Here is a 26,799-nt window from a genome sequence, read left to right on the forward strand (position 1 = left end):
CGATTATGAATTTTCATTCGTGCATTGGTAAAAACCCTCGAAATCAATGAAAAAAAGAGTTTGAATTACCCTGTTTAGGGGACATACAAATCAAAATGTGACGAGTATTATCGCGTGTCAAGCAAATTGAAACATCGTTAACCGCGACAACTACTCGTCACTTTTCCATGAATGCCTTCGCAAAATTGTCGGTGGCCACCTTGCTGGCCGCAGGGTTGGTGCAGTTCGCATCAGCGCAGTTTTCTCAGCCAGCGGGAACCAGCGGAAGTCTGGGGGGCAATACCACGGATTTTGGCTGTATGACGGTGGACATCGGTGGTACGTATGAGATGGGTGGCGGGACTATCCAGAATGCAGGTGCGCTCGTCATTCAGTCCGGCGGAGATCTCGACGCGGCGGGTTCTCTCGAACTGGGCTCGGATGTGGATATTCAGGGCAGCATCGACGCCTCACAAAGCAACGTCACTTTGAATGGGCTTTGTGCGGCGCCTGGTGTGCCCATCAAGGTTGCGGGCACGGCCGTATTTTCGAACCTCACGATCACGTCCACCACTGGTCAGAGCTTTGAGTTTCAACCCGGCGTCAGCATCACGGTGACGGGCACGCTGACAGTGACGGGCACCGCGGGCAATCCGCTGACGCTCATCAGCGCCAACGGACAGCCGATCAACATCATTCTCGCGCCAGGCGCGCAAGTCGTTCAATCCAACGTCAATCTCGTGAACGTGAATCTGGGCGTGCCCAAGCCGCCGACCTCCGTCGCGGCGGTTCCTGGTATCGGCACCTTCCTCGCATGGATTCTGAGCCTGCTGCTGTTTGCAGTGTCCTTCCGTGGCCTGCGTACTCAACGCGATCCAATCAACCCTCGCACACAACCATGAATCTCGCCAATCCACTTTCCATCAGCCTTCGTATTGCCTACGGTTCGCTGGCGTTGATGAGTTGCGCTGCGCACGCAGCGGATGTCAGCTTCACGCCGGCCAATGGCTCGGGTTTCATCATCAAGGATCAGGCGAGCAACGAACGCTTTCGGGTTCAGAGCAGCGGAGAGACTTATGTGCGCGGACTGCCTGCCACAGCAGGCACTGCTTCCCAGATGCTGTGCTTTGATTCCGCGACGGGTCAGCTGGGCAAATGTGCGCCCGGTGTGGGGACTGGTGCGACCGGAGCGATGGGTGCTACCGGACCGACAGGGCCAACAGGAGCAACCGGCATCACCGGCCCATCCGGTCCCACGGGCGCTATCGGCGCGACTGGCGGCACCGGCGTGACCGGACCGACGGGGCCTACGGGTTCCATTGGCGTCACGGGGCCAACCGGGCAGCAGGGCATCACAGGTTCGGCAGGGCCGCAGGGACTTCTGGGCCCTCAGGGGGTCACCGGTCCTCAAGGCTCTCAGGGGCCGACAGGTGCGACTGGTTCGACAGGTATACAAGGCACGCAAGGAAATCTGGGGCCAACAGGGCCGACGGGGGCAGCCGGATCGAATGGTTCTGTTGCTGTGCTGACATCCAAGCAGGCTGAAACCGATGCCGCAGCTACTGCTGATACGTGTGAGGTCACGGCCTGCTGTGATGTGGGCCAACGGGTGCTCTCCGGTGGCTATGAGGTGCGTGGCGGAACCGCCGCTATTCCGACTTACGACGTGCGCGTTGCCGCGAATTTCCCTAGCACTGGAGCCGCAGTTTGCGGAGCCAATGTGACCGGATGGACCGTGCGCGCGATGAATTCGTTCCGCGGTAATCCGCTGTCCTGCAAGGTTTACGCACTCTGCGGACAATGATCTCCGAACTCGTCTCCACAGCCACTATGTCGACGCAAGGTCTGCAGGTTCAGGGTGTTCGCACCATGCGCCTGCCATGGCGCTTCGAGGTGGCGGATGCGCTTGCAGAGGCGAGGCGATTGCCTGCGGATCTGTGGCGCACGCATTTCAATCAAGGCCGTCATGATGGCGGCTGGCAGGCTCTGGCATTGCGACAAGTCCCGAACGCGCCCTTGGATGTCATGCCAGTGGATGCTGATCCTCAGCAGCATGTGGACTGTGACGCACTGAAGCAGTGCGCCGCCATTGCGGAGATTCTGAAAAGTCTGCCGCTGCCGTTCAAATCGGTGCGGCTGATGCAGCTCCTGCCCGGCTCGGAGATCATGGAGCACACCGACGCCGGAGCCAGCGCAGCATATGGCGAAGCGCGTCTGCACATTCCGCTGCACACCGATGAGCAGGTGTTCTTTCATATCGGCGGACAGCGCGTGCCCATGCGTGCCGGGGAATGCTGGTACACCGATGTGTCGCTGCCGCATCGCGTGCGCAATCGCAGTGGGCAGGCACGTATTCATCTGGTGATGGATGCCTTGGTGGATAAGTCACTGGCGACGGCCTTCGCGCAAGGCGATGGTGGCGAACCCATGGACAGCGCAGATGACCCTTGGACAGCGTTTCAGCGTTTTCGCAGCTCGGTGTTCCAGCGGCGTGAATGGGCAGAGTTGCTGGCGGCATGCACGGATCTGAGGGAGCTGCAGCAATGCAGTCTTCGGCTCGGCGCGGAGTACGGCTTTGCGTTCGAGGCGTCGGATGTCGAATCCGCACTCAGGGCTGGGCGGCAAGCTTGGACACGGCAATGGATGATCTGAATCTGCGCGGCTGGCGGCCGATACGCTTGCACTGGAATGGCTCGCAAGTCATGGTCGATTGGGCCTTGCTTGGCGATGCACCGCATCTCGCGCCTTTCTACCAGCAGAGCGTGGGCGCGCAGATGTCCAAGCCGTTTCATCAGGCCTTCCGCCGGGAAACCACGCTCAAGGAACTGCTGGATTGGCAACAGGCATCGCCGGGGCTTGCACCATGCCTAGTGGTGTTTCATGTATCGCGTTGCGGCTCCACGCTCATTCCGCAGGCATTGGCACAAAGTCTGCATCACCTCGCGCTGTCGGAGCCGGCCCCGCTGGACTTTCTTGCGCGCGACGCCGTATTTCACGGATGGCTGGATGAGGCGCAGGCGGTGGATGCCATGCGTGCGTGGCTCAGCGCTTGGGCACAGCGCAGTGATGGTTCGAGTCCCGCCCTGCATTCAGTGAGTGTGAAACTCGATGCGTGGAACACGGGCAGGGCGGCTCTGTTCTCCAAGGCTTGGCCGCAGGCGCAGACCGCATTCATCACACGCGAGCCGCTAGCCGTATTGGTCTCGCAAATGCGTGAGCGTGGCTTCTTCCTGGTACCCGGCGCGTTGGGCGAATCGGGTGGCCTTGCCGGATTGAGTCGTCTCGAGCAGGCGGTGATGCCTGCCGATCTGTTTTGCGCCCGCATGCTGAGTCGCATCTACGAAGACATGGTTGTCGCAACCGATCCTGCGCATTCGTTGGTCATCGATCATTCCGAGTTGCCAGATGCAATTGAGGCCCGTCTGTTGCCCCGACTCAAGTGGCAACCCCTTGAACCAGAACTGACAGCGATGCGCGAACGTTTAACCAGACACGGTAAGCGCCCACAAGAGTCGTTCAGCGGTGACACGATTCAGAAAAATGACGCGGCTACAGAACGGCTGCGTGAACTCTCCCGCGAATGGCTGAAGCCACACTACAGCCAACTACTCAGTGGCCACAAACATTCAAAGGAAGGCCGGTTCACTTTGATGACCGAGACAGCGACATGACGATGATTGCACGACGCCGCTTTATCGCCTCCACGGGCATAACAGCAACTCCATTGATCGGGATGGGTTGGAGTACATCGCAGGCTCGCGAAGCAGACAAGCCGCCGAATGGATCGACGTGGAATCTGCTCGCAGTGGCACCGCAATCTCGAAAGATTGTGGGCATGAAGTCGGACTATCGCCGGGGACTGGAGTTGGGCTTGTCTCAGCACGCAAGCTCCGACGTTCGCCTGCATTGGGTCGATGCTCCGGCGATACCGAGAATGGCTGAGCGGGAGATAGCTCGGCAGATGGACCTCCTGCCAGAGTTGCATGGCGTGGTGGGATGGATGTCACCTGCCGTGGCCGAAAAAGTCGTTGCGCAAACTCGCGCAAGAGACTTGCCTCTGTGGGTGAGCGATACGGGGGCCGATCTCGCGCTTGAACACAATGGACATCGGGCTCAGCCAGATCGACGCCACAGTCTGGAGCTTTGTCAATGCGCATCCGTACTTGCACGCGAGGTGTGGACGCGTTTGGGTCCACGTGCGGTTTTGGCGGAAGGCTGGATGGAGTCTGGATACGATTTCGTCCATGTGTTTGAACAAGCGTACCGTGCGTTGGGCGGGCAAGTCGTTGCGCGACATGTGGGGAATCCTGCAACTCCAACGTTGGAGTTTGATGGTCTCAAACGTGTACTGTTCGAACATCGACCTGATGCCGTTGTCGCTTTGTATTCTGGACCGCAAGCGAGCCGTTTTGTTCAGTGGTGGAGTGCTCAGGCACTTTCATTGGGGCCGTGGTCTCTGGCCGGTCTTCCGTGGTTGGAGGAGGCTGGAGCTGATTCGCTTGCCGTGAGTTCTTGGCCTTATCCCGATGCAATGGCACCCACTGTCTGGAACGAACGGTTTTCGAAAGCTTTGTTGCCTTGGTCTGCTGCCGCGGTTTTGGGCGCCGAAGCAGGCAACAGCATTGGCGCATCTCTTGCGGGGAATGCGTTGCTGATGCGTCCATCAAAAGCATCACTGCGAACCCTGTGGTCTCAGGCTTCGCTCACGGGTCCTCGTGGTAGCCGGAGTTGGGCAGCAAGCGGTGCGGATAGTCACGGAACAATGTGGACTGGCGCGGAGGGGGAGGCAATGGCTGCTCATGGTGCGACGGATGCATTTAATTTCTCATCACAATCATCATCAAGCGGCTGGCTTACGGGCTATCTGCAAACCTGAAAAATCCAAGGAGTTTGAAATATGGAAGGCTATCTTGCACAAATCATCATGTGGGCCGCAAATTTTGCGCCTCGCGGCTGGGCATTTTGCCAAGGACAAATATTGAGTATTGCGCAGAATACAGCACTTTTTTCCCTTCTTGGAACTACCTATGGTGGCAATGGGCAGACAACTTTTGCGTTGCCAGATTTGCGAGGAAGAGTGCCGATTGGAGCAGGCCAAGGGCCGGGGCTACCGGATTTCGTGTTGGGTCAAGTCTCCGGGGAACTGATCCATACACTGCTTAGTACTGAAATGCCAGCGCACGTACATCAAGTAGTCTCGTCACCGGTGGTTGCCAGCACCAATACGGCCACTTTGCAGATGCCGGTAGATGGCGCATTTCTTGCTGCGCCGAATCAGCGGGAGTCGATTTACATCCCAGGTAATGAAGCAGGTACAAAGGTCACGCTGGGGGCGAATGCTGTCAATACGAACATTGCAGGAGGCAATCAGCCTTTCTCGCTCATGCAACCTAGCCTTGGTATCAATTTCATCATTTGCATGGAAGGTATCTTCCCTTCGCGCAACTGATTGCAGTTTGTCGATGAGCAGGCTCTTTCTATGGTTGAGGGGAGTCAATCTAGCGTAGGAAGAGCAGAAGGAGCCGAGGCACATGTGCCTCGGTTGAAGAATTCGTTTCATCGCCATCTTCAATGCAAATTTCGGCATCCACGGGGCGCTCATACGGACTATCGATGCCGGTGAAGTCCTTGATTTCACCGCGCCTCGCTCGCGCATAGAGACCTTTGGGATCACGTGCCTCTCAGACCACCAGTGGCGTATCCACAAACACTGCCCCTGTTCAAAAAGTGCACGGGCCTTGGCGCGGTCCGCTTTTAAAAGGTTATATGGCTGGACACCAGCACGATCAACTCCGCATCGACCATCAACCGTGCCACCTGCGCGATGCCGCGGATGTTTTCAGCGCGCGCTTCTGCGTCAAACCCCAGATCGGAATTGAGTGCGCGACGAATGTTGTCGCCATCGAGTACATAGGTGCAGCGTCCCTGTTCGTGTAAGGCCAGCTCGAGCGCATTGGCCAGAGTGGATTTGCCGGAACCGGATAGACGGTGAACTAGATGCAGTGCGGTCTCTGTTGCATCAACTGAGCACGCATCTCGCGGTTCACGGAGAAACTGACGGTTGAAACTGTGGAAGCAGAAGATCGGCTCATGCGAGTTTCGCTACGTTTTGCGATACGACCGCTTCGTACTCGAAGCCCTCCGTTCGGCGACCGATCGAGCTGATGAACAACGCGAAATCACCTTGATCAGCGCATCTGACGCGGTAGGTCTGCGATGGCAACTGCGGGGTCTGGGGGCCCAGAAACAGCAGGCTGAAGCGAAGATGATCGTTCATTGGTGGGCGCTCGTTGAATGCCGTTACCCGCAACTGCGCCTTGTAGGTGCGGCCTTCCGGATCACCGTAGAACAACTCGATAGTTTGGCCCTGCAACTGACTTGCGATGTCGTGCGCAAGAGACCTCGCCCAGACGGCATCATCAAGCAAATGGGTATCGGTGGCGTCGGTCATTCTGGTGTTTGGCGAGGTTGAAAACTCTGTCGATCTTAATGCGATATCTGCGCCTTCACCAGTTGCGCGAGGCGTTTTACCAGCGTGGGAATTCTGGCCTCAGACGTATTCCCATACCCCAGTACCAGCCCGTTGTCGTCCTCGTCCGGTTTGAGTGCGAAGCGCGACAGCGGCGTGGGGGCCATATCGTAGGCGCGGGCGGTTTCGGCAATTTTCATGTCGTTGAAATCAGTCGGCAGTCGCATGGTCAAGTGCATGCCGCTGTCCCCTCCGGTAACGTTGTGCGGAAGTTCCGCGAAATGCGTGGCAATCGCCTCGCGCAGCAGTTGTTGCCTGCTGCGATACAGCCGTCGCATGCGGCCGAGGTGGCGGCTGAAATGGCCGCTGGCGATGAGTTCGGCAAGGGCCAGTTGCTCGAAGCGGTGGCCGCCGCGCAGGGTCTCGCGCAGCAGCACGTCGGCGCGGGTGAGCAGGTTGTCGGGCAGCACAAGAAAGCCTAGGCGCAGGGCCGGGAACAGGGTCTTGCTGAAGGTGCCGACGTAGAGCACGGGCGCGTGGGGAACGAGGCCTTGCATGGCGGCAATCGGTTCGCCTGCGTGGCGGAATTCGCTGTCGTAGTCGTCTTCGATGATCCATGCGCCGTGTTGTTCGGCCTTGGCGATGAGGTCCAAGCGGCGCGTGGCGCTGAGCACCGATCCGAGCGGATATTGGTGCGACGGCGTGGTGTAGATGAGGCGCGGGGGATGGGTCTTCCAGGCGCGGTCGGTGGCGTGGATGCCGTCGTGGTCCACGCGCATGGGGTGAATGCGCAGGTCGCCGCAGGCCATGGCGGTCTGGGCACCTCGGTAGCCGGGCTCCTCTACCCAAGCCACGTCGCGGGGATTGGTGACGAGGCGCACGCAGAGCGCGAGGGCCTCCTGCGCGCCTTCGGTGATGATGACCTGGTCTGCCGAGCAGCGCACGCCGCGCGCGACGGCGAGGTGGTGGGCGATGGCGGTGCGCAGAGCCATTTCGCCGAGAGGATTGCCGTAGCCTAGCGCGGACACGCCGGCCTGCTGGATAGCCTTGTCCATGCAGCGTTTCCAGAGCGCGAGTGGAAAGCGCGAGAGCGCGGGAACGCCGGGCTTGAATGCCAAAGATTCGGCGGTGGCGAGGCCGTTGTCGCGCACCTGGGAACTGCGTTCTGCGATGGTGGGCGTGGCAGGTTTTTTCGTGCGGATGGGCGTGTGAGTGAGCGACGCGTGCGCGAGCGTGGCGACTGTGGTGCCCTGACGGCTGAGCTGTATGAAGCCTTCGGCGCCGAGCAATTCATAAGCTGCTGTGGCGCTGTTGCGCGAGACCCCCATCGCGAGTGCGAAAGCGCGCGTTCCGGGCAGGCGGGTGCCCGAGGGCAGGCGGCCGTTCAGAATGGCGTGGCGAATGTTGTGCTGCAGTTGGCGTTGCAGCGAGTCCGCGCCGGGATGCCGCGCAAGCGGGGATTCGGCGAGTAGGGCGATCAGCGGATCGGCGAGCAGTTCTTCCGGTGGCATGAAACTCAAACAATGAAGTTGGAAAATCGAAAAGGCGCTCAGTGCTTTCCCGAGGAGACACCATTGCACTGTGTTTTCGTGGCACCATCAAATGTGCATGGAGTGGCGCTTTCTGGCAAGCCACGGCGGCGCTAGATTTCAGGGTATCCCACCACTGTGGCTTTGACCAGAAAGACGAAACCCATGTCCACTCGCACGAATGAATTCGACCAGCCCATCGGCCACGCGATGCCCGACTGGACCCCGCGTCCGCAGCCCACGGGCGTGACGCTCAAGGGCCGCTTTTGCCAATTGGAGCCCATCGATCCCGCGCGCCATTCGGCCGATCTGTTCGCCGCCTACCGCACGGCGCCACGCGGCTGGACCTACATGGTCGCCGGGCCATTCGAGCGCGAGGAGGATTACCGTGCCTATGCGGAAACCATCGCGAAGAGCGCCGACCCGCGCCACTATGCGGTGATCGATCTGGCCAACGGCAAGGCAGTGGGCACGCTCTCGCTGATGCGCATCGATCCGAACAACGGCGTGATCGAGGTGGGCAACGTGATGTTCTCGCCGCTCCTGCAGCAAACGCCAATCTCGACGGAGGCGCAGTATCTCCTCATGGCCTATGCGTTCGACGCGTTGGGCTATCGGCGCTACGAATGGAAGTGCGATGCGCTCAACAAGCCGTCGCGCACCACGGCGGATCGGCTGGGTTTCTCGTTTGAGGGGGTGTTCCGTCAGGCCGTGATTTACAAGGGCCGCAGCCGCGACACGGCGTGGTTTTCAATCATTGATTCGGAGTGGCCCCAGGTGAAAGCCGGGTTTGAGCAGTGGTTGTCTACCGGCAATTTCACGGCCGATGGCAAGCAGAAGCAATCGCTGAAGGCGCTGCGCGGTTGATGCGGCGGGTGGAGGCGTCATCGTCAAGATCGCTGGCGCTGGTGGTGCTCACAGGCGCTTATGTGCTGAGCCAGTTCTATCGCAGCTATGTGGCAGTGATCGCCACTCAGTTGATCGACGATCTTCACCTTTCACCTCAGATGTTCGGGCTGTTTGCAGGGGCGCTGTATTTCACGTTCGCCTTTGCGCAATTGCCGCTGGGCTTGGCGTTTGACCGCTATGGTGTGCGGCGGCCAGTGCTGTGTTGTCTGGTGATCGGCAGCGTAGGAGCGCTCGCGTTGCCGCTCACGCGCAGCGTGCCGGTTGCGATCCTCGCGCATGTGGGCTTGGGCATTGGTTGCGCGCCCCTTTACATGGGATTGCTGAATTTCGTGCTCAAGACAGGCAATGGTGCCGAGCAGGTGCGCATCGTCACGCGAGCGAGTGCCATGGGTTATGTGGGCGCAGTAGCGGCCGGGTTGCCGCTGGCGTTTGGTGTGGCGATGATCGGTTGGCGTTGGTCGCTCGGTATCGTGGGGCTGCTGATGGTGGTGGCCACGGTGGGGGTAGCGCTGTCGCTGCATGAGGAGCCTGCAACGGTTGCATCGTCTGCGAATTCTGAGGCAGGCGATGCCATTCCAGAGCGCACCAGAATGACCTCACGCATCGCCTTTGCGGCGCTTGTGCCCGTGAGCTTCGCGCTGATTGCGGGCGGCACCTTCCGCATGTCCTGGGGCGGGCCGTATTTTGCCGACATCTTTCATCTCGATGTGGTGCAACGTGGCTACGCTTTGACGGCGGCGAGCCTGCTGGCGATGGCATGGGCGCTGTCGATCTCGCGCGTGTTGCGTGTCATGTCAGTCAAATCGCTGGTGTTGTGCGCGTTCGCGGTGGGGGGGTGTTCGGCACTGGTGCTTGCGCAATGGCCTGCGTGGGATCGATGCATCCGCTGGTCATGGCGCAGGCGCGCTCTGTTGTGCCGCCGCACAGTCTGGGTCTTTGGTTGGGACTGCTCAACAGCATGGTGTTTCTCGGTGTGGCGGTGAGCAACAGTGCCTTCGGCTGGATTGCCGAGCAGGCCGCGCGGCAGGGCATCTCGGGCGGTGCCATGTACTCGCGCCTGTTTCTTTTCACCGCTTTGGTGATGTTCATCGGCTGGCTGGGGGCCACATTGAGTCCCAGGAATAGGACCATGTCCTGAGACGTTTCGAGCTCATTTTGGCTGTTTGTGGCATGCTTCTCCGACAGGTTGACTTCTACATGAAAACCAAGATGCATATTGCGCAAGACACGCACGGGCTCTGGGGAAAGACGGCCATCAACGCACCCGCCACGTTGCCGCTGGATCGCCAGTTAACGGCAGATTTTGTGGTCGTCGGCGCTGGCTTCACGGGGCTGTCGACGGCACTGCATCTGGCCGAGGAGGGAGCGCGGTCCGTTGTGGTGCTCGAGGCATCGGAAATCGGCTACGGAGCGTCTGGCCGTAACGTCGGGCTGGTCAATGCCGGTGCCTGGATCGCGCCTGAGGAGCTTCCCAGGCGGCTTGGTCCTGTGTATGGCAAGCGATTGCTAGACACGCTGGGCAACGGGCCTGAGCAGGTCTACAGCTTGATCGCGCGCCATGGCATCGACTGCGACCCGGTGCGGCACGGTAATTTGCATTGTGCGGTGAGCGCGAGCGGTCTGGCATTGATCGAGGAGCGCGCGCGGCAATGGCGGGCGCTTGGGATTCCGGTGGATCTGCTTGATGCGAAGGAGGCGGCTGCGCTGATCGGCAGCGACCAATACACCGGTGCACTGCGCGACTCGCGCACCGGCACCATCCAGCCGCTGAGCTATGTGCGCGGCCTTGCGCGGGCGGCGGCGCAGCTCGGCGTTCAGATCTTCACGCAGACGGCGGTGGTCAGCAAACAGAAGCAAGGCGGAGCCTGGCAACTGTGCACATCGACGGGGAACATCGTGACTGCGCCGCATGTTGTTGTGGCAAGCAACACGCGTCAGGAGAGGCAGAGCGACGCCTGGCCGCAATTGCAGAATGATGCGACCCGTGTGCCGTACTTCAATATGGCCACTGAGCCGTTGCCCAAGCTTTTGCGGCAGAAAATCTTGCCGCAAGGCCAAGGGGCTTGGGACACGGCCACGGTGCTGTCGTCATTCCGGTTGGACCTTGCGGGGCGGCTGATCTATGGCAGTGTCGGATCGCTCACCGATTGGTCGCGTGGCACGCATCGGGATTGGGTGCGGCGCGCGATGACGCGGCTCTATCCCGAGTTGCGCGATGTGAGGATCGAGCATGCCTGGCACGGCTGGCTCGACGTGACCGCCAGCCATCTACCGCATCTGCACCAGCCCGATGACAACGTCTGGGCGTTTGGCGGCTACAACGGACGGGGAATTGCTGCAGGAACGGTGCTGGGGCGCGAGCTGGCGCACGTGCTGACTGGGCGCATGAACGTGGCGGACATGTCGCTCGCCCCGAGCGCGATTCGCCCGCAGTCCTTCAAACGTGCACGCGAGCTGTTATACGAGGCTGGCTCGGTGGCTGCGCATGCGGTCGGTGCCAGATTTTGATGCATTGTGATTTGTTGGAGTCAATCCAAACAGACCGTTTCAGCGAGTCCATGGATGGCAACTGACTGCTGCGGCTTCCATGCGTCGCCAGCGTTTTCCTACACGGCGCGCGGCGATGGCGTGAAATCATCGGCACTTCTCACGGAGGGCGTCGATTCACATGAAAGCACTGCACGCATTGTTCACGGCGGTTCACGCCACTATTGCCCTGATGTTTGCACTGGTGGCTTTGGCTATGCTCTGGATCGCAGGATCCAAGGGCTGGAATGCGCTGAGCAACGGACTTGGGTCGCAGGAGTCCATGGCCATTGTGGAGGCTCTCGGCGTGCTGGCTGCCGCCGTCGTGGCGCTGCAGATCTCGCAGACCATCGTTGAGGAAGAGGTGATCCGCGATGCCCACATCAGCGGCCCCACGCGCGTGCGGCGCTTTGTCTCGCGATTCATGGTGGTATTGGTGGTGGCGCTGTCCATCGAAGGACTGATCGCCACCTTCAAGGCGCAGGAGGAGGCATCGAGTCTGTTGTATTCATCCGCGCTGATAGCAGCCTGCGGATTCCTGTTGTTCGGTTGGGGCATGTTCGTGCACCTCAACCGCTCGGCCGAGGAACTCGAGCCTGAGGCCATGGAGGCCGCCAAGGGCGAGGATCACAAGATCAACCAGTGAGAACGACTCGAGAGTGATCCGTACAACGAGACGCTTGCAATCATTGCTATCAATTACCCCACCATGGGGGGGTGTCCGGTGCCTGTGTGTTCGGTTAACTTTTCGTATCAAGAACGCCACGGCTGTGGTGATACGACGAACACTCGACAGGAAAGAAACCATTCGATGAACAAGATTGGCACGATTAAGCGTTGCGCACCGCTGGTGATGGCAGTCATGGTGATGGGCTGCGGTGGCAGCGACGACGGTGACGGCAGCAGCCCCACGACGCCGACCGATCCGAGCTTGGGCTATGTGATCGGCGGCAGCCTCTCGGGCCTCGCTTCCGGCAAGAACGTGGTGATGCAGAACAGCGGCGGCGACGATCTGCGCGTGCAGTCCAACGGCAAGTTCGCCTTCAATAAGGTAGTGACCAATGGCGGTAGCTACGTGGTCACCGTGCTCACTCAGCCGGACGGCCAGATCTGCGCGGTGAGCAATGGCTCGGGCAAGGCGAGTGCCGACGTGAGCAACGTGGGCGTGACCTGCGTGGTCAATCCGGTCACGCCGACGCCCACACCAGCGCCCGCCGATGCGCTCGTGGGCCGCTGGGTGCCCAATGGCTGCGGCAACCTTGACGTGGGCGGGTCTGATGGCACCTACCGTGACTATCACCGGTACGCTCGCACGGGCACCGATACGCTCTCCAACGCGCCGGGCCGTTACAGCTATTTCGGCGGCAATTGCAGTGGATCGCGCAGCGACAGCGTCGGCAGCGCGGTCACTGAAACCCTCCGCGTGTTGAGTTCAGACACGGTCAACGGATATACCGTGCATCGCGTGATGACGACGCCGCAAGGCCCCAGCGGTCCTATGGCCGGCCTCGCGTATCAGCGCAGCATCACCTTCGCGTCCGGCGGGCAGGTGTGCATGATGTCGCGCACGGAGACCTTCACGAGTGCCGAGATCGCGCAGGCCACGGCCGAAAACATCGCGAACAAGGACCAGACCAACTGCGGCGTCTGGGAGCGCTGAGCGGTTCGTCCTCGGGCTTCAAAATTTTTCTCCGGCAAGCGATTGCACACCGTCATTGATGGTCAAATCGATGACAGCGTCTGATGGTTTCAGACGCATCGAATTTCGCACACCGGAGATGGGGTAGATGCCCGAGGCAAAAGAGCAGCTCAGCAACTTGCTGTCGTACATATTGGAGCAGGACAAGGACATTGACCCGCGTGGGTTCAAGCTCCAGGGCTACAAGGATTTCATCATTGCGCAGCAAGCGCTCTCGCAGTTGCCGGGAATCGAGCTCAACACCGAAGACGAGGAAGGCGCCGTCTGGCTGTGTGTGCATCGCCTCGTGCCGATTGCGCCGCCCGCGGTGGGTTATCTCGAGCATCGCGACTATTTGATCGTCGGCGAGTCCCCAAGCGAAGCGGCTCCGCGCATCGACGACAAGCGCGTCGTCGCGCTCGAGGCCCTGCGCGAGGAGCAGGATCGGCGCCTGATGGAAGAGGGTGTGATCGTCAAGCGCGACTTCGACAGCGTGGCAGATGAAGCCAAGGCGGTGCATGCGCACTACCTGCCGCTGTGGCAGTCGTGGGCCGATGAGGAGATTGCGCGCCGCGAGTCCATTGCGCTCTACAGCCAGCTGTTCGCGCTCAAGACACAGATGGAGCTCGAGACCAGCCTCAAGCCCGTTGAGGTTGTCTGGGGCTTGGCGGTGGCATCATGGAAGCTCGCGAGCGAGCGCCACGGGCGGGTCGATTACCAATATCCGTTGCTCACGCAGGCAGTCGATATTTCCGTAGATGCGGTGTCGCTCGCCGTCGAGGTGCGGCCGCGCTCGACCGTCAATCCGCGACTGGAGTTTGATGCGCTCACGCACTGCAACGTGTCCCTCGCGGCTGAGGTGGAAAACGCGGCGCGGCGACAACTGGCCGAGGCGGAAAACACGGTCTCGCCATTTGATCCGGCAAGCTACGAGCCCGTCGCCCGGTTCGTCTCGGGCAATTTGCATGAGCGCGGTACTTACCATTCCGAACTGCTGAGCTATCCTGCCATCGGCGAGGAGTTCATCGTCTCGAACGCCGCCGTGCTGTTCGCGCGCCCCAAGCCCAGCAACTATCTGCATGAAGACATCCAGCGGCTGCAACAGCGCATTGCGCAGGCGGACAGCCTGCCCAGCGCCGCGCTGATGCTGGTGACCCCGCCGAGCGACGCCACGCCCGTCATCGAGCCACTGAGCTTTCGCGGCATGTCCGGCCACACGCGAACGGGATTGGGTGCGACTTGCGAGCCCGCGCGCGAGCTGTACTTTCCGCTCTCCTACAACCAGGAGCAGGTCACCGTCATCGAGCAGCTCGAGCGCACCGATGGCGTGGTGGTGCAGGGCCCGCCGGGTACCGGCAAGACGCACACCATTGCCAACATCATCTGCCACTTTCTGGCGACGGGCCGCAAGGTGCTGGTCACCTCCAAGGGCGAGCCCGCGCTCACCGTGTTGCGCAGCAAGATCCCCGAAGACGTGCGCGCGCTGACCGTTGCGCTGCTCGCGGGTGATCGTGAGGGCATGCGGCAGTTCCAGACCTCCATCGAAACCATCACGCACCGCATCTCGCAGTTGCAACCCGCGCAGACCGAAACGCTGATCGCCAACCTTGGCAGTGAAGTCACCCAGGCCCATGCAAGGCTCTCGAATATCGACTGGCGTATCAACGAGATGGCGCGCGAGCAGCTCACCTCCATCGAGGTGGATGGCGCGCCAATGCGGCCCGAGGCCATGGCGCAATTGGTCGTCGATGGCGAGGCAGCGCATGGCTGGTTTCCCGACACGCTGACGCTGCGCCCCGAACACGCCGCGCCGCTCAGCGAAGAAGAGGGCGCACAACTACGCGATGCACGTCGCCAGCTCGGCAGCGACATCGGTCTGCTCGGCGAACCTCTGCTGCGCGCGGCCGACCTGCCCGCCATTGCCGATGTGGGTGAATGGCAGCAGGCGCTGCTCGCCGAACTCGAACTTGAAGAAGCCGAGCGCAGCGGCGCGCTGGAGCGACTGGCGTCGACTTCGCCCGAATCTCTGGCGCACGCGCTCGACCTCAAAAACCATCTCGACAAGGTGCTCGCCGCGGTGCGCGAGCTGGACGAATCGGGCGACGACTGGTGGCCCATGCTGCGCCAGAGGCTGGGCCAAAGCCGTTTTGCGGTGGAACGGCAGGCGCTCGAAGCCTTGCTCGATGACGTCGTCAAACTGGAACTCGCGCGCTCGGCGTTTCTGCAGCGTCCGGTGACCGTGCCGCCCGGCGCGTTTGACAACGCCAAGGTGCGCGAGGCCATCGCCAAGGGTTCGGAAGATGGCAAGCCGTTCGGCTTTCTCTCGTTCGGTATGAGCGATGTCAAGGCCGTGGTCGCGGAATTTCGCGTCGCAGGACTCGAGCCCGTCGGGGCCGAGGACTGGAAGCATGTGCGTCGTTATCAGCAGTTGCACAGCCATGTGCTCTCATTCAACACCCGCTGGAACGAGGTCGCAGGGCTGCTCGGCATTCCCAAGTTCACGGGTGGCGTGGAGATTCTGCGAGCGCTCTCGCTCACCGCGCGCACGGTCACTGGCGTGCATGAACTGGTCGCGAGGCTCGATGTCGAATCCGTGCGGTTCGCGGAGCAGGTGTTCGCCACGCCGCCCATCGACCAGCTCAGGCAGGGCCAGCCGGATCTGCTGGGCATCCGCGCGCAACTCGACCGCCATCTGAGCCGCGCCCAACTTGCGAAGGCGCAGGCAGCGGTCGCGCGATTCCGCGAATCGTTTACCAATCAGACCGCGCATCTCGTGCCCGAGCTGCGCGGGTTCGCGGCCAATGTGCTTGGTGCGCATGTGCAGACGTCATCGCAGGTCAAGCAGGCCTACGCGGAGATTCTTGACGAGGTACGTCGCGTTGAAACATTGATGCCGCAGTTGCAGCAGCTCGATGCGCTGACGCGCCGCGTGCATCAGGCAGGTGCGATGCAGCTCGCGTGGAAGCTGCGCACGCAGCCGCTCGCGGCATCCGGCAACGATCCGCATTGGCCGAGCAACTGGCGCGACGCGTGGCGGTATCGGCGCATGTCCGGATGCCTCGCAGAATTTGCCGGAGCGGCCGAACTCAAGACGCTGTCGACCGAGCGCAAGGAACTCGAAAAACGCTTGTCCAAGCTCTACACCGACCTCGTCACCGAGTCCGCCTGGCTCTCCACCCGCAACGGCGCATCGCAGAAGGTGCTGTCCGCGCTCGAAGCCTACAAGGTCGCGATCCGCAAGATCGGCAAGGGCATGGGTGCCAACGTCGGCACGCACCGGCGCGACGCGCAGCGCGCCATGCAGGACGCGCAGGGCGCGATTCCATGTTGGATCATGAGCCACGCCAAGGTTTCGGAATCGCTGCCTGCCGATCTCGGCGCATTCGATCTCGTCATCGTCGACGAGGCCAGCCAGTCCAGCATGTGGGCGCTGCCAGCCATCCTGCGCGCCAAGAAAATTCTGGTGGTGGGCGACAACAAGCAGGTCTCGCCCGACGGCGCATTCATCTCCGCAGCACGCATTCAGGAGCTGCGCGACCGCTTCCTCGCCGACCAGCCGTTCGCGCCGGTCATGACCATCGACCGCTCGCTCTATGACCTCGCATCGACCGTGTTCGCATCGCAGCGCGTGATGCTGAGCGAGCATTTCCGCTGCGTCCCGGCCATCATCGCGTACAGCAACACCGCGTTCTATGGTGAGCAGATCCAGCCGCTGCGCATCCCCAAGGCGTCCGAGCGTCTGGATCCGCCACTCGTCGACATCCTCGTGCGTGGCGGCCTGCGTGATGGCCGCGACATTAATGCGCTCGAAGCCGACGCCATCGCTGCCGAGATCGAGGCCATCGTTGCCAACCCTGACATGGTGGGCCGCAGCATCGGCGTGGTCTCGCTGCTCGGTCTGGAGCAGGCCAAGCACATCGACACGCTGGTGCGTGCTCGTGTGGACGCCAAGGAATTGCTTGAGCGCGATTTCTACTGCGGCGACGCGAGCATGTTCCAGGGTGGTGAGCGCGACATCATGTTCCTGTCGATGGTGGTCTCGCCGGGCCTGAGTACCGCGCGCTCGGGCACCAGCGCGGAGCAGCGCTTCAACGTCGCCGCCAGCCGTGCGCGCGACCGCATGTACCTGGTGCGCTCGGTCATGCTCGAAGACCTCTCCGACAAGGACCTGCGGCAAGGTCTGCTGCGGCATTTCTCGATGCCCACCGCCGCGGCCGAACACGAAGCGACGAACCTCGCAGCGCTCTGCGAATCAGGGTTCGAGAAGGACGTGTTCAACACCTTGGTTGAACTCGGCTACCGCGTGACCCCGCAGGTCAAGTCCGGCGTCTACCGCATCGACATGGTGGTAGAGGGCGGCGAAGACCGGCGCCTTGCCATCGAATGCGACGGCGACGCCTACCACGGTCCAGACCGCTGGCCTGCAGATATGGCCCGTCAGCGCGTGCTCGAACGCGCTGGCTGGACCTTCTGGCGCTGTTTCGCCTCCACCTGGAAGCTCTCGCGCGAGCACTGCGTCGCCGAGCTGGTTGAGACGCTGGATGCGCTTGGCATTGCGCGACTGGGTGTGGTCGAGCGCATTCCGGCGCTGGTCGAGCATCGCGTGTGGCCAGTGCTCACGGCGCAGCCGGGAGAAGCCATGAGCGAAACGCAAACGCACGCGGCGGAAGAGGAGTTGGAGGTTTGATGCGAGCCGGTCAGCCCGTGTGATTCACGGGTTGGCTCATTGCCTGAGATCTGGAGCGGGTGATGGGAATCGAACCCAATCCGCAGGGGAGCTGAGGGGAGTGGAAGTGGCGTGCTTATTGAGCTGCCAGCCTTTTTACTCCCCTTCGTTACCCATTTTCATCCTCGGTTTATCCGCGAAACTAGTTTCCAGACGCTGCATTTCGAGGTCATCCCGCTGGCCATCAATCCATCGAGAGTACGTCCGCAAAAACATCTCGACTGGGTGGCAGAGCTGGCGGGCGCAAAACGCTGGTGTCATCCCTGCCATAAGCATGGCGGTCGCATATGTATGGCGGCAAGAGTAGGGGCTGCGGTAGCGGATTCCCAATATGCGGAGACGATAGCGCCAGTGATTTTGCGGGAAAGGCTGCTCTCTGGCCCAAGCCTCGTTTGTGTGGGGATCAAAAAATACAGCATCACCGTGAACCTGGTTCAATGCCCGCTGCCGTAGGATGGCAGCGAAGGCCCGGCTGTTGAGGATGACGGTGCGGGCAACTGACGTTTGGGTACTCATTCGGCGCTCTTCACGCACCACGCTTTCTTTGACCAATACTGTGCGCTTGCTCAGGCTCACGTTATCCCATCACAGTCCAATCAGCTCACCGGTGCGAAGCCCTGTCCAAAACCAGAATTCCAGCATGTTGTGAACCTGGCCGGGATATTTCGTCGCAGCCAGTTGGATGATGCGCTCGCGCTCATCAGCGTCAAATGGGTCAGGGGGCTCTTTTTGCCAAGTTGGCCCCTCAATGCCATCAATGGGGATGCTTGTGATCAGCCCGTCTCGGCTTGCAAGGTTATAAGCCTCACGCAGCACAGATAAGTAGTTTGCTAGGGTTTCCCCTCGACGGTCAGGCCGGTCGGCTATGGCTTTAAGTACCGCCGAGTGCTTGAGCGCTTTCAATTGAACATTGCCCAGCGCACCCGTCCAGACGCTAGCGGCGCTGAGATAGGCCGCTTTTGTGCTGGGGGTGATGCGTTTGGAGGCAATCCAGTTGTGGATCTGTTCAGTCACGGTTACGGGCTCCGCCGTGTCGGTTCCGGTGAGCCGCGAGGATTTCGACACACTGAACGTCAACGCCAAGCGCATGGGCGGCAGCTACAGCAGCTTCCGCGGCAGTGATGCGGTACCGGGGTTCCAGTTCCGCACTCGCGAGGCGGCAGACGCGTTTGGCAAATTGGTGGCCGGCGACGCCGAGCAGGCGCGGCAGATCGCACAGGATCGCCGCAGTGTCTTTGAAGACGACAAGAGCCAACCGAGCATTAAACCTCCTGCATGACGCTTTCTGGAGTGAATGCCCGGCGCCGGACAGCGCGGCCAGCAGGCGCCCGGACAACCCATCCGCCTGATTCGACTTCCTGCTGTGACAAGACATCAACCCACCTGAGTGAGTCTTGATGAAATTGGGTGTCTCGAATATTGATCTATGAGGGTAAACACCTGCAAATGATCAATGCAGATTACCTAATTCGCGGTATTTACCAATTTGTTTTTTCATTCTCCAATTGTGAAATGAAGAAACATTCACCCTTCGGGGCTGTGGCTGGAGCGCGCATCCTTCCCTTAGGCCTGCTTTTTTTGCCTATCGCCTTCAGCAGCACTGTACTGGCTCAAACCGTGGTGCCTGCAGGTGCGTCCTATCAAATGAGTGGCGGCGCCATTGATCTCGGTTGCACCGATCTGCAGGTGTCGGGCAGTCTGGTGGAGGGAAGCGGGGCGTCGCTGGTGGGTGCGCGCAATGTTCTCGTCCAGAGTGGCGGCGAACTGGACATTTCTGCCGCAGCATTGCAACTCGCGCAGGACTACTCAAATCAAGGCGTGATGAAGTCGGTGGGAGGAGTCATGACCCGTGTCGACAGTCCGGGTTGTCCTGCGAAAGGCGCGTTGGGCCCCGTGAACTTGAGCGGGACATCGACTCCCGCGACATTCGTGCCCGTTCCAGGCCTGCATGGCTTCGCGCCGGTCCTTCTTTCTCTGGCTGTAGCCATATGGACGGGGCTGCGCCTTCGCTCGAAGCGATAAGTACCTCGCTGCAGACAAACCTCACATAGACCTTAGAAAAACGAACATGAGAAAACACTTTGCACTGAACACTTTGCTGCTGGCCGCACTGCTCTCGACTGGCGCATGGGCGGCCGACGACGTCACCATCACACCGCCGCCCAGTGGCGGCGTGACGATCAATTCAAGCGCATCGACCCCGGCGATCAAGGTGTTGCCGGGGCAGCAGGTGCAGTTGCCAGGCTTACCTGGTGCAGCGAGCTACCCGAACGTAGTGTGCAGTGATGACCAAGGCTTACTGGGTAATTGTGATGTATCTGCAGTCACCGGCGTCGCAGGACCCGCGGGTGCTACAGGAGTAACCGGCGCGACTGGGCCAACAGGTGCGACTGGTGTTGGTGCGACGGGCCCTCAAGGGATTCAGGGTCTGACTGGAGCAGTGGGGCAGACCGGTCCGTTAGGGCTCACCGGCCCGGCGGGTCCGACTGGTGCTGATGGTGCTACAGGTCCAACAGGACCGGCTGGTCCAACGGGACCTCAGGGTGTTACCGGGCCAGCGGGATCCGTAGGGTCGATCTCATTGGATTGTGTGACGACTGCGATAACTAACGTTAGTGTGAGTGCTGGGGGCACCGCCAATTCAGCCGCACCAGCATGTATAAGTGGGTATCTTCCAACTGCAACTTTCTGTGAATCTAGCAGTTGGCAGATGCCCTTTGTGTACATGAGTGGAGGCACCTGCTCGGCGCAAAACAATAGCGCGAGCGCCGCAACTCTGCGCGCGTCGCAACGGTGCTGTCGAGTGGTAGTGAGCACACCATAGACGCGACCCCATCGCTGTGATCTGAACTGCGCTCAACGGAAGGCCGTAACTCCCGAGGAGTCTCCGCGAAATGCAGCATTGCCGGAGCCTTTGGAAAACAAGTAGGAAGGAGCGAGGTGATGATGCCGTAGTGGCGGATGTGTCCGTCACTGTGATCTGATTCACAAGAGGACCCTTCAAATGATGAAGGGTCCTTTTGTGCCACATGGCATACATAGCCAGCAATAACTGTGAAATGGCATCGCAGGCAGCGAAAGTTACTTACTGTTTGCTTGAGTAGCTTCGCGGATTGAGCTGATTTGCTTTAGCAATTCAGTGAGTGCCTCCACTGAGTTAGTTGGATTTCCTTGAGCATCGGTAACTGTGGATACGCCGCAGATTGAATGTTTCTTAATGCTTCCCTTGAATGGCAGGCGTACGGATTGCACATAATTTGGGTCAGGAACCTTCAGTTTGAATGACTGCTGTGCGTCTGAAGTGCTTATCGTAACTGTGAGGTTGCGACATGCTGAGTAATAAAAATTACTTACCGGTTTCCCCCAGGGAATGTCGTTGAACTTGATGGCGTCTTTAGGAACTTCTTCCAATTTGTACGCAATGCAGGGCGCAATTTCTTTTGTAGGTTCTGCAGTGGAAATGAGGAATTCATGGCTAGCGCACTTAACTTCACCTGAAGCTGCCAAGACAGTCACTGCTGCCGTTATAAGCCCTCCAACCTTCGTTATCGATGCTTTCAGGTTATCTGTTGTCTCTGTCCCAATTGATGCAACAAGTTCAGTGTTCTCTCGTTTGGTAACACTCAGCTTGGTTGTGCGCTGAAAGTCATTGGCCTCCAAAAAACCCACTCGAAAATTCGGCGCCTCGGAAACTGATGCGGTTACAGAAAACGCTGGTTTAGGGGAATCGATTTTCGGAGGCTGCTCAGCTTGTTTAGGTGTGGGAGCGCTCTCTGCCTTCTTTGGTGTCGGTGGTGGTCGATTGGCCCCGTCAGTAACAGTCATCTCTCTCATCAGGCCGAACAATGGATTGCTATTTTCCGGGCGCGTGCCTTCAGGGATTTTTACTGTGATATCCGCCTGATCCATAGAAAATACATCCGTTACCCCTTCCCTTGGAAGGCTCCTAGTATCGGCCATGTTGTAATAAGTGACCTGCGGTTGAGTTGTTCCGCAGCCACTCGTAATGAGCGCGATGGACGACATACAGATGACCAGGCCGAGCCTGCGCAATGCCTTGAATTTCATAACCCCTCCAACAAGTTGAGTGTCTGAGTGTGTAAATATAGGCTAAATGTAAATAAAATGGGTTGCTTTCGTGGGTGTTTTCGGAGTTGTGTTGTAGGCGCAACTGCTTGTTGTTCAGTTAAATATGGCTGATTTCGTTGAAATTCGACATTTATGGAGCGCAGGTGAACGAAGCAGTTCTACCGGCCCAATGCCTTCGTAGATCCGAGCTCCGTCTACCTTGCGCACCACTGCCAGCCAATCCGGCTGGATCTGGCGCACCTCATAGTCCTCAAGCGTGCCTGGCAGGACTCGCTACTCCGGACCCCGCCAAGCCTGCGCGCGGATGGCACGCCGTGGGGCCTGGCCGGACTCTGGAATCAGTGGATTGATCATGCGACCGGCGAAGTTCACGAGAGCTACACGATGCTGACCATCAATGCCGACAGTCATCCGCTGATGCGCCGCATGCACAAGCCAGATCCAAAGCTTGCCGCCGATCAGCAGGACAAGCGCTCAGTGATCTCCATCGAGCTGGGTGATGTAGACCTCTGGCTCGCGGGCACGATCGAGGAGGCGAAGAAGCTGCTCAAGCTGGCGCCGGTCGAGGTGTTTGAGGCGGGGCCGGTGACTTGAACTCGAAACACTGTATATGAGACGCGTCTCATACTCGTCTCATAAAATGTCGAAAACAAAAAAGCCTGCTATCTTTTCAGATAGCAGGCTTTTCAAGCTTTACGCTGTATTTGTTGGTAGGACGTGCGCGATTCGAACGCGCGACCAACGGATTAAAAGTCCGCTGCTCTACCAACTGAGCTAACGTCCCACACAGTTTGCATGTCGAATTGCTTTGTGGGCGCCTCTTCAAGTGCAAGACCACGATTATAGCCCAGTTTTTCGGAGGAAAAACAAATTGTGGTGCGGGCGAGCCATTTTCGACGGGCCGCGTGGTCAGATGCCAATGCTGAAGGGGCGTCAGCCCGCTGGTTGCAGCACCATCCGGTCTCCGATCTCCAAGAGCATGAGGAAGCGGCGATGGTGGATGCGCCAGCCGGCCGGGGTGAGTCTCCATTCGTCTTTGTAGGAGCCGATGGCGTCGTAGCGCAGGGCGGATCGTTCGTTGAGACCTTTGTGGATCGCGCGGACGTGGATCTTGCTGCGTGCGCTTTGCGGGTCGTTGCTCGCTTCGACCTCTAGGTTGCCTATCAGGTGCTGGGTGGGGCCGCAGCCGTCCAGATGCGCGCTGACCATCTCCTGTACGGCGGCGAGGCCGTTGCGGGTGTAGCCGCCGTAGTTGGTGACGCAGTCGGCGGTGAATACGTCCGCCAGCAACGCGTGGTTGCGCGTGTCGCAGGCGGTGGCGTAGCGGGTGAGCACTTGGGCCAGCGCATGCTCCAGCAGCAATTGCGCGATGGTGGAGGGCGCTGGCTTCAGCATCACAGAGCCTTGGTGTTGACAGAGGACTGCGGTTCGGGCTGAGGCATGTGGCCGCCGCCTGTGGATTGGTGCGTGGTGCCGGTCATGGCCACGGTTGCCGTATCACTCGCGTGACCGCCTTGACGGGCGGCGGATTTGGCCTCGGCCGTTTCTACGTTCAACCAGCAGGCCATGGCGGGCAGCAGGAAGATGGCGCCCAGCATGTTCACGAGGAACATGAAGGCCAGCAGAATGCCCATGTCGGCCTGGAACTTGAGCGCGGAGAACGCCCAAGTGCCTACGCCGATGGACATGGTCACCGCCGTGAAGATGGCGGCGTTGCCGCGCTGGCGCATGGCTTCGTAGAAAGCTTCGCGCAGCGTGGTGTGCTTGTCGCGCAGGGCGTGCTGCATGCTTTCGAACAGATAGATGCCGTAGTCCACGCCCACGCCCACGCCGAGTGCGATCACCGGCAGGGTGGGGACCTTCAGGCCGATGCCGAGAACGGCCATGAGTGCGTTGCACAGGATGGACACGATGGCCAGCGGCACGATGATGCACAGCACGGCGCGCCAGCTGCGGAATGTGAGCCAGCACAGCAGCGTGATGGCGCCGAAGATCGATGCGAGCATCTGCACTTCGGCGTGTTCGACCGCCTCGTTGGTGGCGGCAGCCACGCCCGCGTTGCCGCCTGCGAGCTCGAACTTCACGGTCGCGGTCTTGTCTTCGGCGATGAACTTCTTGACTTCGTTGACGACGTGCGCGAGCGTCGCGCCTTCATGGTCCTTCAGGAAGATCTGCATGTTGACGATGCGGCAGCTCTCGGTGTTCAGGCCCAGGTCAGGTACGAGTACCTTGATGCCCGAGCGCAGCGCGGCGTCGGTGCGCTGCAGTGCGGCCCAGCGCGGATTGCCTTCGTTGTTGCCCGCGGCTGCGATCTTGGCGAGCGCGGCAGAGGTGTTGACTGACTGCACTCCGTCCACGCGGCTCATGCGGCCCTGAAAGCGTTCCACCGCGTTCATCACCGACCAGTCGATGCAGGGCTCTTCCACGTTCTGCGCGACCGCGTAGACCGAGAGCACGTCCATGCCGATGGAGTAGTGGCTGATGATGTTGTCGTTGTCGCGGTTGTAGCGCGATTCGGCGCGCAGCTCGGGCGCGCCGGTGCCGACGTCGCCGGTCAGCAGGCCGCGCGAGAGGTAGGTGCCGCCCGCAAGAATCACCAGCGCGATGACGAGTGTGGTGAGCGCTGGGCCGGGCTCGGCCAGGCGCGAGAGTTTCCACCAGCGCGGGTTGCGGCCGTTGGCGTCGTAAGTGGGTGCCACCTTGGCTCCCGCTTCGAGCTTGATGTGGGCGAGCACGGCGGGCAGGAAGACCTTGTTGGTGATGATCATCAGCAGCACACCGAGGCAGGCGGTCACGCCGAGTTCGTGCACGATGGGGATGTCGATCAGCATGATCACCATGAAGCCCAGCGCGTTGGTGAGCAGCGCTAGCGTGCCGGGAATCGCGAGCTTGCGGATCGAGTTCTCGGCGGCGAGCTTGGTGGATAGGCCGATGCGCACGTCATGCTTCCACGCACCCGTCATCTGCACCGCGTGCGACACGCCGATGGAGAAGATCAAAAACGGCACAAGGATGGACATCGGATCGATGCCGTAACCCGCGATGGGCAGCAGGCCTAGCAGCCAGATCACTGGCAGTAGTGCCACGCCGAGGCCGACCACGGTGAGGTTGGTTGAGCGGGTGTAGAAGCGCAGTAGCACGGCGGTGATCACGAAGGCGATCACGAAGAACAGCATCACGGTGAACAGGCCGTCCATCACGTCGCCGAGCACTTTGGAGAAGCCGATGATGTGGATCTTGATGTGATCGTTCTCGAACTTTTTGCGGATCTCTTCCAAGCGCTGGGCGACCTTGTGATAGTCCAGCTTTTCGCCATTCTTGGGATCGACTTCCTGCAGGTCGGCGCGCACCATGGCGGACTTGAGGTCGTTGCTCACGAGGCTGCCGATCTGGCCGGACTTGGCAACGTTGGAGCGCACCTTGGCGAGGCCTTCCGCGTTGGGCTCGAAGCGCGAGGGGATCAGCACCTCGCCGACATAGCCTTCCTCGGTGATCTCGATGTACTTCACGTTCGGGGTGAACAGCGAGAACACCTGGCCGCGGTTGACGCCGGGCGTGAAGAACACCTCGTCATTCACGCCGCGCAGGGCATCGAGGAATTCCTTGTTGTAGATGTCGCCCTCGCCCTTCCATTCCACGCTCACCAACACGCGATTGGCACCCGAGAAGGTGTTGGAATACTTGAGAAACGCGCCCATATAGTCATGGCGCAGCGGAATCAGCTTGTTGAAGCCGGGGTCCAGATGCGTGCGCATGGCCGATGTGGCCAAGAGCGCGGTCGCCAGAAGCGTGAGGATAATGATGGGAACGCTGAAGCGGATCAGCCATCTTGCGGTGGCGGCGATGAAGCGGTCCAGCCGGGTCACGGGTTGCGGGAGAGTCATGGTTTGGTTCCTTGGCTGGCGGCGGTGGCCGTGGCCGTCTTGGCCAGATCTGGCAGGGGTTGCAGACCGGCGTCGCTGGCGATCCAGCCTTTGTTCTTGTCCATCAGCACCACGTCGGTGAGCGTGGCGCGGCCCTTGGCGCGTTGCAGTGTGAAAGTCAGTCCGTTGTCGCGGCTGATGCCCAGTGTGCTGCCCTGGCCGACCAGCACGATGCTGCCGTCCGCCTGCTGGGCATGGCCGAAGAACGAGACCGGTGCGGGCACGCTAGATTTGGCCCAGGCGGCGCGCGCGTCGGCCTTCACATACACGTTGCCGCGCATGCCATAGATGAGCCAGCCGCCATCGGCGAGCGGCATGGCGTTGTAGAACGAGCCGTTGTAGAAGGTGGGCTCGGCGTGCCAGGTGGCGGCGCCGTCGTCTGAGCGCAGCACAAGGCCGCGTTCGCCCACGATCAGCCAATGTTTGGCGTCAGCGCTGCTGGCGATGCGGTTCAGGTGCTTGTCCTCGACCTCGGCGGGCAGCGCGAGCGGCTCCCAAGTCTGGCCTTCGTCCTTGGACGCGATGGCGCGGCCGAATGCGCCGACGCTGATCCACTCGCCCGAGGGCAGACGCGCCACCGACATCAGCGGCTCGCCGTTCTTGGGCTTGAAGTTCAGTTCTTCCCAGCTGGCGCCGCCGTCGCGGGTGCGCAGAATCCAGTTCTCGTGGCCGACGGCGAATCCGGTCTTCTGGTCGGGCGCGAAGCTCATGTTGTTGAGCAGCGCCTGGCGGTCCTGATTGCGCTTGGCGGGCGTCCAGTGCGCGCCCTGATCGTCCGAGTACAGAATCTCGCCCATGGCTCCGGCCGCGAGCAGGCGCTTGCCGGCCACGGTGAGGCTGTTGAAATGGGTCTTCTCGGCGCCAACGCTGAGCGGGGCGAGCGGCGGTGGGGTGCGGGGTGCAAAGGCGAGCGCAGAGGCGAATGCGACCAATGCTGCTGCTCCGATGCCGATGGCTGTTTTCACGGTGTC

At 60.6% G+C, this 26,799-nt stretch carries 24 protein-coding genes, 1 tRNA gene and 2 pseudogenes; 17 read left to right on the forward strand and 10 right to left on the reverse strand.

The window, feature by feature from the left end:
• Window positions 1–167 precede the first annotated feature (167 nt).
• Genes G7047_RS09545 through G7047_RS09570 form a run of 6 tightly spaced genes read left to right on the forward strand, consistent with a single transcriptional unit; the run spans window position 168 to window position 5,428 of the window.
• The gene (locus G7047_RS09545; RefSeq protein ID WP_166304076.1) at window positions 168–881 is read left to right on the forward strand and encodes a hypothetical protein; all 714 of its coding nucleotides are present in this window, start codon (window positions 168–170) and stop codon (window positions 879–881) included.
• Window positions 878–1,783: a collagen-like protein gene (locus tag G7047_RS31400; protein WP_166304078.1), complete on the forward strand. Its 906-nt coding sequence runs from the start codon at window positions 878–880 to the stop codon at window positions 1,781–1,783. Before G7047_RS09545 ends, G7047_RS31400 begins: the two co-directional genes overlap by 4 nt.
• A complete protein-coding gene (locus tag G7047_RS09555; protein ID WP_166304081.1) occupies window positions 1,780–2,631 on the forward strand; it encodes an aspartyl/asparaginyl beta-hydroxylase domain-containing protein in 852 nt (283 codons plus the stop codon). The genes G7047_RS31400 and G7047_RS09555 overlap by 4 nt, the downstream gene beginning before the upstream one ends.
• Window positions 2,619–3,650 (forward strand): sulfotransferase family protein, encoded by a 1,032-nt coding sequence (locus G7047_RS09560; protein ID WP_166304083.1) that lies wholly within the window; start codon window positions 2,619–2,621, stop codon window positions 3,648–3,650. Before G7047_RS09555 ends, G7047_RS09560 begins: the two co-directional genes overlap by 13 nt.
• Window positions 3,647–4,855: a hypothetical protein gene (locus G7047_RS09565; RefSeq protein WP_166304086.1), complete on the forward strand. Its 1,209-nt coding sequence runs from the start codon at window positions 3,647–3,649 to the stop codon at window positions 4,853–4,855. Before G7047_RS09560 ends, G7047_RS09565 begins: the two co-directional genes overlap by 4 nt.
• A 21-nt stretch (window positions 4,856–4,876) precedes the next feature.
• Window positions 4,877–5,428 carry a phage tail protein gene (locus G7047_RS09570; protein WP_166304088.1) on the forward strand — a complete coding sequence of 184 codons (552 nt, stop codon included), beginning with the start codon at window positions 4,877–4,879 and terminating at the stop codon, window positions 5,426–5,428.
• Window positions 5,429–5,477: 49 nt separating this feature from the next.
• Here the strand turns inward: G7047_RS09570 and G7047_RS31485 are convergent, their stop codons facing one another.
• The 4 genes from G7047_RS31485 to G7047_RS09585 all read right to left on the reverse strand — a co-directional run bounded on the left by G7047_RS31485 (window position 5,478) and on the right by G7047_RS09585 (window position 7,959).
• Complete coding sequence (locus tag G7047_RS31485; RefSeq protein ID WP_371813887.1) at window positions 5,478–5,612, reverse strand: hypothetical protein; 135 nt, start codon at window positions 5,610–5,612, stop codon at window positions 5,478–5,480.
• A gap of 121 nt (window positions 5,613–5,733) precedes the next feature.
• On the reverse strand, window positions 5,734–6,063 hold the full coding sequence (locus tag G7047_RS31490; protein WP_371813888.1) for an adenylyl-sulfate kinase: 330 nt from the start codon (window positions 6,061–6,063) through the stop codon (window positions 5,734–5,736).
• 4 nt (window positions 6,064–6,067) lie between these two features.
• Window positions 6,068–6,430 carry a hypothetical protein gene (locus G7047_RS09580; RefSeq protein ID WP_166304090.1) on the reverse strand — a complete coding sequence of 121 codons (363 nt, stop codon included), beginning with the start codon at window positions 6,428–6,430 and terminating at the stop codon, window positions 6,068–6,070.
• A gap of 35 nt (window positions 6,431–6,465) precedes the next feature.
• Complete coding sequence (locus G7047_RS09585) at window positions 6,466–7,959, reverse strand: PLP-dependent aminotransferase family protein (RefSeq protein ID WP_166304093.1); 1,494 nt, start codon at window positions 7,957–7,959, stop codon at window positions 6,466–6,468.
• A 183-nt stretch (window positions 7,960–8,142) separates the two neighbouring features.
• Between G7047_RS09585 and G7047_RS09590 the strand changes: the two are divergent.
• The 8 genes and pseudogenes from G7047_RS09590 to G7047_RS09625 form a co-directional block, all read left to right on the forward strand.
• Window positions 8,143–8,838: pseudogene (locus G7047_RS09590) on the forward strand (GNAT family N-acetyltransferase); the annotation flags it as partial.
• Between the two features lie 5 nt (window positions 8,839–8,843).
• The gene (locus G7047_RS09595) at window positions 8,844–9,869 is read left to right on the forward strand and encodes an MFS transporter (RefSeq protein ID WP_166304099.1); all 1,026 of its coding nucleotides are present in this window, start codon (window positions 8,844–8,846) and stop codon (window positions 9,867–9,869) included.
• Window positions 9,845–10,024 (forward strand): hypothetical protein, encoded by a 180-nt coding sequence (locus tag G7047_RS09600; protein ID WP_166304103.1) that lies wholly within the window; start codon window positions 9,845–9,847, stop codon window positions 10,022–10,024. Before G7047_RS09595 ends, G7047_RS09600 begins: the two co-directional genes overlap by 25 nt.
• Window positions 10,025–10,083: 59 nt before the next feature.
• The gene (locus G7047_RS09605) at window positions 10,084–11,394 is read left to right on the forward strand and encodes an FAD-binding oxidoreductase (RefSeq protein WP_240939426.1); all 1,311 of its coding nucleotides are present in this window, start codon (window positions 10,084–10,086) and stop codon (window positions 11,392–11,394) included.
• A gap of 160 nt (window positions 11,395–11,554) precedes the next feature.
• Window positions 11,555–12,058, forward strand: a complete 504-nt coding sequence (locus tag G7047_RS09610; protein ID WP_166304106.1) for a hypothetical protein — start codon at window positions 11,555–11,557, stop codon at window positions 12,056–12,058.
• Window positions 12,059–12,223: 165 nt separating this feature from the next.
• Entirely contained in the window at window positions 12,224–13,072 is an 849-nt protein-coding gene (locus tag G7047_RS09615) for a DUF4369 domain-containing protein (protein WP_166304109.1), read from the forward strand.
• A gap of 127 nt (window positions 13,073–13,199) precedes the next feature.
• Complete coding sequence (locus G7047_RS09620) at window positions 13,200–17,777, forward strand: AAA domain-containing protein (protein WP_166304112.1); 4,578 nt, start codon at window positions 13,200–13,202, stop codon at window positions 17,775–17,777.
• Between the two features lie 111 nt (window positions 17,778–17,888).
• Window positions 17,889–18,269: a hypothetical protein gene (locus G7047_RS09625; protein ID WP_166304115.1), complete on the forward strand. Its 381-nt coding sequence runs from the start codon at window positions 17,889–17,891 to the stop codon at window positions 18,267–18,269.
• Window positions 18,270–18,401: 132 nt separating this feature from the next.
• Here G7047_RS09625 and xerC read toward each other — a convergent pair whose 3' ends face one another.
• On the reverse strand, window positions 18,402–18,830 hold the full coding sequence (gene xerC, locus G7047_RS09630; protein WP_166304118.1) for a tyrosine recombinase XerC: 429 nt from the start codon (window positions 18,828–18,830) through the stop codon (window positions 18,402–18,404).
• Between xerC and G7047_RS09635 the strand changes: the two genes are divergently transcribed.
• Complete coding sequence (locus G7047_RS09635; protein ID WP_166304121.1) at window positions 18,811–19,095, forward strand: hypothetical protein; 285 nt, start codon at window positions 18,811–18,813, stop codon at window positions 19,093–19,095. The two genes, xerC and G7047_RS09635, sit on opposite strands and share 20 nt — an antisense overlap.
• A 167-nt stretch (window positions 19,096–19,262) precedes the next feature.
• A complete protein-coding gene (locus G7047_RS09640) occupies window positions 19,263–19,838 on the forward strand; it encodes a hypothetical protein (RefSeq protein ID WP_166304124.1) in 576 nt (191 codons plus the stop codon).
• A gap of 1,059 nt (window positions 19,839–20,897) precedes the next feature.
• On the opposite strand, the gene G7047_RS09650 is transcribed toward G7047_RS09640, so the two are convergent.
• On the reverse strand, window positions 20,898–21,884 hold the full coding sequence (locus tag G7047_RS09650; protein ID WP_166304130.1) for a hypothetical protein: 987 nt from the start codon (window positions 21,882–21,884) through the stop codon (window positions 20,898–20,900).
• 318 nt (window positions 21,885–22,202) lie between these two features.
• Between G7047_RS09650 and G7047_RS09655 the strand changes: the two are divergent.
• Window positions 22,203–22,499, forward strand: a pseudogene (locus tag G7047_RS09655) (SOS response-associated peptidase family protein); the annotation flags it as partial.
• Window positions 22,500–22,613: 114 nt separating this feature from the next.
• On the opposite strand, the gene G7047_RS09660 reads toward G7047_RS09655, so the two are convergent.
• The 4 genes from G7047_RS09660 to G7047_RS09675 all read right to left on the reverse strand — a co-directional run bounded on the left by G7047_RS09660 (window position 22,614) and on the right by G7047_RS09675 (window position 26,793).
• Window positions 22,614–22,689 (reverse strand) — tRNA-Lys (locus G7047_RS09660).
• Window positions 22,690–22,838: 149 nt separating this feature from the next.
• Entirely contained in the window at window positions 22,839–23,300 is a 462-nt protein-coding gene (locus G7047_RS09665; protein ID WP_240939537.1) for a nuclear transport factor 2 family protein, read from the reverse strand.
• Entirely contained in the window at window positions 23,300–25,789 is a 2,490-nt protein-coding gene (locus G7047_RS09670) for an RND family transporter (protein ID WP_166304133.1), read from the reverse strand. The genes G7047_RS09665 and G7047_RS09670 overlap by 1 nt, the downstream gene beginning before the upstream one ends.
• A complete protein-coding gene (locus tag G7047_RS09675) occupies window positions 25,786–26,793 on the reverse strand; it encodes a YCF48-related protein (RefSeq protein WP_166304136.1) in 1,008 nt (335 codons plus the stop codon). The genes G7047_RS09670 and G7047_RS09675 overlap by 4 nt, the downstream gene beginning before the upstream one ends.
• Window positions 26,794–26,799 lie beyond the last annotated feature (6 nt).

Source organism: Diaphorobacter sp. HDW4A, from assembly GCF_011305995.1.
Classification (GTDB): Bacteria; Pseudomonadota; Gammaproteobacteria; order Burkholderiales; family Burkholderiaceae_C; genus Diaphorobacter_A.